This window comes from Atribacterota bacterium, assembly GCA_028703475.1.
Lineage (GTDB): Bacteria > Atribacterota > Phoenicimicrobiia > Phoenicimicrobiales > Stramentimicrobiaceae > JAQVMU01.
Map to the genome: position 1 here is coordinate 1 of JAQVMU010000061.1, position 6,008 is coordinate 6,008.

Here is a 6,008-nt window from a genome sequence, read left to right on the forward strand (position 1 = left end):
GGATAGAGAATGGTTAAGGAGAAAACTGAAACGGAGGCTGTAACTGATTAACAGACAGAATAGTTTACCCGGAATATTCATAAAAGGCTTGACAACCGGATTGATTTTACAAATTGCTGTAGGACCAATTACTTTCTTTATAATTAATATAGTCATTCAAAGAACATTATTAGATGGATTTTTTGCTATTTTAGGGGCTGCCTTGGCTGATTATTGTTATATTACATTATCAATAATTGGAATTGCAAAATTATTAGAAAATGTGCGTATTAAAAAAACATTAGGTTTTATAAGTTCTCTTGTTCTTATTTTGTTTGGGTTTTATATTATAATAGGTGCATTAAAAACTATTCAGGTTAATGTTGGCATTACTAATAATTTACAAGATTTAACCCAGAGTTTTATCTGTACTTTTATGTTAACCCTCTCTAATCCCCTAACAATTATTTTTTGGACCAGTATTTTTACTGCACGTTCAATTGAATATTCTTTAAACAGAAAAGAGTTGATTGTTTTTGGTTTCGCGGCTGGTCTGGCAGTTTTTCTTTTTCTCGGGACAATTGTATTGATAATCTCCATTTTTAAATATTCTATACCTGTGGCAGCTGTTCGATTGGCAAATATTCTGGTAGGATTGATTTTAATTACTTATGGGTTATTTAGAAGTATAAAAAATATTTAAAAATTTGCTATTTCTACCTTCATTGATATCCCCATAAACATAAATCCTGAAAAGACAGCCTATGCAAGTCTATGTAAGACTGCCTTTATAGAACTTTTTTTAAACAAGTTATAAAAGGGAAATAAATTTATGTTAGACAATTCAAACTTGTGATTATAGCTTAAAAGAAGTTGCCGAATATCCGGGATTACATTATACTACAATCAGTAATCTCATAAAAAGATATTAAAATAAAACTGATAATTAAAAAACCAATTTTGGTTTGTATTTAACACCTATCCCATTTTATAATGATGAAAAATAATATGTCTGATATTAATAACAATAAAAAAGAAACAAACAATAAGTTTAATTGGAATAAATTAATCATCCTGTCTCTATCCTCAATAATCCTGGGATTATACAGGGATGGATTTTCTGCTCTCTTCCCTTTTATTCAAAGAGATTTTAGTCTCTCAAGAGCAGAATTAGGCTTCTATATATCTTCTCTTTATTTGGTTGCTTCAATTGCTGGAATATTCAGCGGCAGATTAGTTGATATCAAGGGAGCTAAATGGGGAATGAGTACCGGGATTTTTTTTATAGGTATTCTTCTTCTAATCCATGCTATAACTCCGAATTATACAATATTTCTTATTCTTGCAGGATTTGCAGGCTTTGCTTTAAGTTTGAACGCACCGGCTGCCAATAAAGGTATTGCAGAATGGTTTCCTATTAAATGGCGTGGCACTGCTACTGGTATATGGAGCACATCATTGCCAATAGGTGGACTAATTGCAGCAGTTTTATTGCCCAATTTAGGTACTGCTATTGGATGGCGTAATACAATTCTTGTTCCGGCTCTATTATCAATTATTTGTACGGTTATAATTTTAAAATACTACCAGGATAACAATATATATGATTTTTCAGAGAAGAATCAATCTAAGAAAGAAGTGTCTTTCTGGAAAGGGATTGGCAATTTATTAAATAACCTTGATTTTATTGCCATATCTATATATGGATTTTTTTTGGGAGCTCTTACCGGTGCCATTTCCAGCCATTTTGCCTTATTTTTATTTCTCGATTATGGCTTAAGTGAAGGTATGGCAGGTTTTGCATTTGCTGCTGTTCAACTTGGGAGTATTTTATCAAGGCCCGGCTGGGGAATAATGTGTGACAGGCTTTTGAAGGCAAATAAGAGAAAGGCATTTTTATATATTGGAATATCTTTTGTATTTATGTCTCTGATTTTAGGCATTTTTCTAAAAAATATTAACCCGTCTCTATTAGTAATATTTATTTTGTCTTTTTTAACAGGCTGGACAGGAAGAGGGTGGCAGGGAATATACTTTGCTTCTATCCCGGAACTGGTAAAAGAGAAACAGATTGGTGTTGCCATAGGCCTTTCATTGCTCTTTTTAAGAGTTGGCATGTTGTTATCCCCACCTGTATTTGGTTATATTGCAGATATCAGAGGAGCTTACGACCTCAGTTGGTTAATTTTAGGATTCATAATATTCATTACTTCAATCGGACAGTATCTATTTTATCTTAAATATAAAAAACCAAAGATAAAAAAAAGTAAAAAGAAGATTCAACCTGTTGATATTTAATATATATTTATCAAAGTAAAACCAAACAAACTTTTACCTGATTTTTCAACCTAATTTTTTTAGTTTTCTCAGAAAAACTTCTCTTTTTATTAAGGCCATTGATAAGCCTACCATTGTTCTATCTATAGATTAATTGTTATACGGATAATTTATAAGACATACTAAAATTAGAATTGCAAAGAATAATAGCATTTAAGTAACAGTATGTGAATACAGATGATATAATAATAAAAACAAGAGGAAATAAAAATAATTATAATTATGGAAATTCAAAAAGGTAGGAAAAAAAGAATGAATAAAAATAAAAAGAGAAGAATTGCCATTCTTACCGGAGGTGGTGATTGTCCGGGCATCAATGCAGTAATCCGAGCTATTACCAAAAAGGCAATTCTTGAGCATGATATGGAAGTTATTGGTATTAAAGATGGATATGAAGGATTGATACATAATCAATATCGCCACCTGAGCTATGATGATGTATCCGGTATCCTTACCCTGGGAGGAACTATCCTGGGAACAACCAATAAGGCTAATCCTTTTCAATATGTAGTTAAAGAAGGAAAGGAATTAAAATATAAAGACTTTTCCAGTAAAGTTTTAAAGAATATAGAAGAACTGGAAATTGAATGCCTTGTCTGTATTGGTGGTGATGGTACCCTGTGGATTTCACATCGTTTTTACCAGGAAGGAGTACCGGTCATCGGAGTACCAAAGACTATTGATAATGATATAAGGGGAACAGATATCACATTTGGATTTAATACTGCAGTTTCAATTGCCACAGAGGGAATAGATCGCATCCACACTACTGCCCAGTCACATCACCGGGTTATGATAATAGAACTAATGGGTCGCAAAGCCGGATGGATTGCTCTTCATTCCGGAATAGGCGGAGGAGGGGATGTGATTTTAATTCCTGAGATTCCTTATCAGATAGAAAAAATTGTGAATTTCATTAATAAGAGAAGAGCAACAGGACGTCACTTCAGTATCATTGTGGTTGCAGAAGGTGCCAAGCCGGAAGGAGGAGAAGAAGTAATTAAGAGGGTTGTAAAGGAAAGTGCTGAGCAGGTTCGTTTAGGCGGAATCAGCTTCATTTTAGGTAACCAGCTGGAAAAAATGATTGAATCAGAATCTCGATCTGTCATAATGGGACATTTACAGCGTGGTGGAACACCGACTCCCTTTGACCGGGTATTGGCAACCCGTTTAGGTTCCAGGGCAGTTGATTTAATTATAGAAAAATGTTATGGACAAATGGTGAGCGTTCAAGGTAATCATCTGGAAGATTATCCATTAGATGAGGTTGCTGTGGGACCTCGCCTTGTACCTGCTGATAATGAGTTGATTAAGGCAGGTAGGGAAATAGGAGTGTGTTTTGGAAATTAGAATTGCTTTTTCCTATTTTTTAATGGTTTGATACTAAATTATTATTTTAGAAAAAGTATACTAATTCTTAAATTTGAATATTAAGGGAGATGAGAAAGATGTTTATAAAAAGGATTCTATTCAATAGACTGTCTGCTTTTATTGTAATATCATGCCTTTTCTTTTTTCTGAATTCCTTAACAGGTTTTTCTTTAGATAATAAAGAAGGTACAATTAATATTTCTCCTAAAGAAGCATATGATTTGATACAGCAACATATGGAGGATTCCAAATTAATTATACTCGATCTCCAACCCCTGGAAAACTGGCAGGAAGAGCGGATTGAAGGAGCCCTTAATTACCAGGAAATAGTTTCAACTAAAACCCTGAAAAGTATAAGTAGAAATAAAGACCAGGTATACCTGATTTATTCTCAAAATGTTTTAGATAATGATGAAGTCACTAGCATACTACAAAATATTGGAATTGAAAAAGCATACCAATTGGAAGGTGGCATAGATGCATGGATAGAAGAGAATCTGCCAACAGCATTTGCTAAAACAATTAAACCTGCAGCTGCGTTTGAACTGATAAAGGAGAATCAAAAAAATCCTGATTTCATTATCATTGATTTGCGTCCTAATAATCAATGGCAACGACAGCAAATAAAGAAATCTATTAATAAAGATTTTACAGAGGAAGAGTTTTCCGATTATTTAGATGAGGCTGATAAGAATAAAATTTATTTAATTCATTGCCAGAAAGGCGCCAGGGGAGAAAAAGCGCTGCCTGTTATGCGGGAACGGGGGTTTAAGTACATATACCATTTGCAGGGTGGAATTAATAATTGGATTGCTGAAGGTTTGCCAACTGAGGAGCATTATTAAATGGCACCAGAAAAAGCAATAAATAATATTTAAACTTATTCTAAATCAAATAGTTGCCATATTTTTTGTGTAATTATAGTAATTTATATTAACCGGCCAAAGAAGACAAAAAGGAGAATTTTATGAAATATATTTGCCCTTTAATTGTAGTGGAAGATATTAATCGCTCAAGATTTTTATATGAAAAGATATTGAAACAAAAAGTTAAGGCAGATCATGGAGAAAATGTAATATTTGAGGGTGATTTTGCCATCCATCAAAAAACACATTTTCAATCACTGATTAATGGGTATCCTGTCAGGGTAAATTCTAATAATTTTGAGTTGTATTTTGAGGAGGAAAACCTTGAAGAGATAGACAAGACACTAAAAAAATACAATTTTGAATTTATTCATCCAATTAAAGAGCAGCCCTGGAAACAAAGAGTGTTAAGGTTTTATGATTATGATAAAAATATTATAGAGATTGGCGAACCGTTGAATATTTAAATGAATCTTTGTTAAATTTTCTTAAGAATTATTATTGATCGAAATGGCTTGAAATTTTAAAAGGATTATAAGATAATTTTTAATATAACACAAAAAGAAAGTAAGAAAATAGAAGGAGGTTAATATGAATTTTCTTGAAGATTTAGAGTGGTATTGGATAGCTGCTATTATAGCTGCAATCTTACTCATAGTTTTTTAGTAATTGTCAGTAACAGTATTAATTTATAAATTTTTTAAAACCCATGTATTAATTTAGCGTATAATGCTTAATTAAAACGAGGTATATCACTATGCTTGAAATACCTGAGAGTACAACTATTGCCAGACAATTAAATGAAACAGTTTCTGGTAAAAGTGTCGTTAATGTTGTTGCTGCCCATTCCCCGCACAAATTTGCTTTCTTCCATGAAAATCCGGAAGATTATAAGGAACTTCTTTCAGGGTTGGTTATCGGCGAAAGCCTTGGCATTGGTGCAATGATTGAAATTTCTGCCGGTAGCCGTCGGATTGTTCTCGGTGATGGTGCCAATCTCCGATATTATAATGATTCTACCAAATTACCATCCAAACATCAGCTTTTGCTCGAATTTGATGATAAGAGCGTTCTGTTATGTTCAGTTCAGATGTATGGTACGGTGCTGGCATTCAAGGAGGGAACAATTGACAATAAATATTATTTTATTGCCAAAGAAAAAACTTCTCCGCTGGACGACTCTTTTGATATAGGTTATTTTACTTCATTACGATTAAAAGAGACAGATAAACTTTCAGCAAAAGCATTTCTGGCAACCCAACAAAGAATTCCCGGACTGGGCAATGGCATACTGCAGGATATCCTTTTTCATGCCGGTGTTCATCCTAAGAGAAAAATGGGCACAATTACCCCAAAGGAATATATTAGTCTTTTTCATTCAGTAAAGGACACAATTTCAGAAATGACCAGAATGGGAGGACGTGACACGGAGAAGGACTTATTTGGCAAAACCGG

Annotated in this window: 6 protein-coding genes; all 6 read left to right on the plus strand. The window is 33.3% G+C overall.

Annotated elements, in window-relative coordinates:
* The first annotated feature begins 100 nt into the window (after nucleotides 1-100).
* Complete coding sequence (locus PHQ99_06650; GenBank protein ID MDD4289250.1) at nucleotides 101-682, plus strand: LysE family transporter; 582 nt, start codon at nucleotides 101-103, stop codon at nucleotides 680-682.
* A gap of 305 nt (nucleotides 683-987) precedes the next feature.
* Nucleotides 988-2,277: an MFS transporter gene (locus tag PHQ99_06655; GenBank protein ID MDD4289251.1), complete on the plus strand. Its 1,290-nt coding sequence runs from the start codon at nucleotides 988-990 to the stop codon at nucleotides 2,275-2,277.
* A 291-nt stretch (nucleotides 2,278-2,568) separates the two neighbouring features.
* Nucleotides 2,569-3,666: an ATP-dependent 6-phosphofructokinase gene (locus PHQ99_06660; GenBank protein ID MDD4289252.1), complete on the plus strand. Its 1,098-nt coding sequence runs from the start codon at nucleotides 2,569-2,571 to the stop codon at nucleotides 3,664-3,666.
* A 98-nt stretch (nucleotides 3,667-3,764) separates the two neighbouring features.
* Nucleotides 3,765-4,532 carry a rhodanese-like domain-containing protein gene (locus PHQ99_06665; protein ID MDD4289253.1) on the plus strand — a complete coding sequence of 256 codons (768 nt, stop codon included), beginning with the start codon at nucleotides 3,765-3,767 and terminating at the stop codon, nucleotides 4,530-4,532.
* A gap of 122 nt (nucleotides 4,533-4,654) precedes the next feature.
* On the plus strand, nucleotides 4,655-5,020 hold the full coding sequence (locus PHQ99_06670) for a glyoxalase/bleomycin resistance/dioxygenase family protein (GenBank protein ID MDD4289254.1): 366 nt from the start codon (nucleotides 4,655-4,657) through the stop codon (nucleotides 5,018-5,020).
* Between the two features lie 290 nt (nucleotides 5,021-5,310).
* Nucleotides 5,311-6,008: endonuclease VIII (locus tag PHQ99_06675; GenBank protein ID MDD4289255.1), on the plus strand; the 698-nt coding region annotated here is incomplete at its 3' end.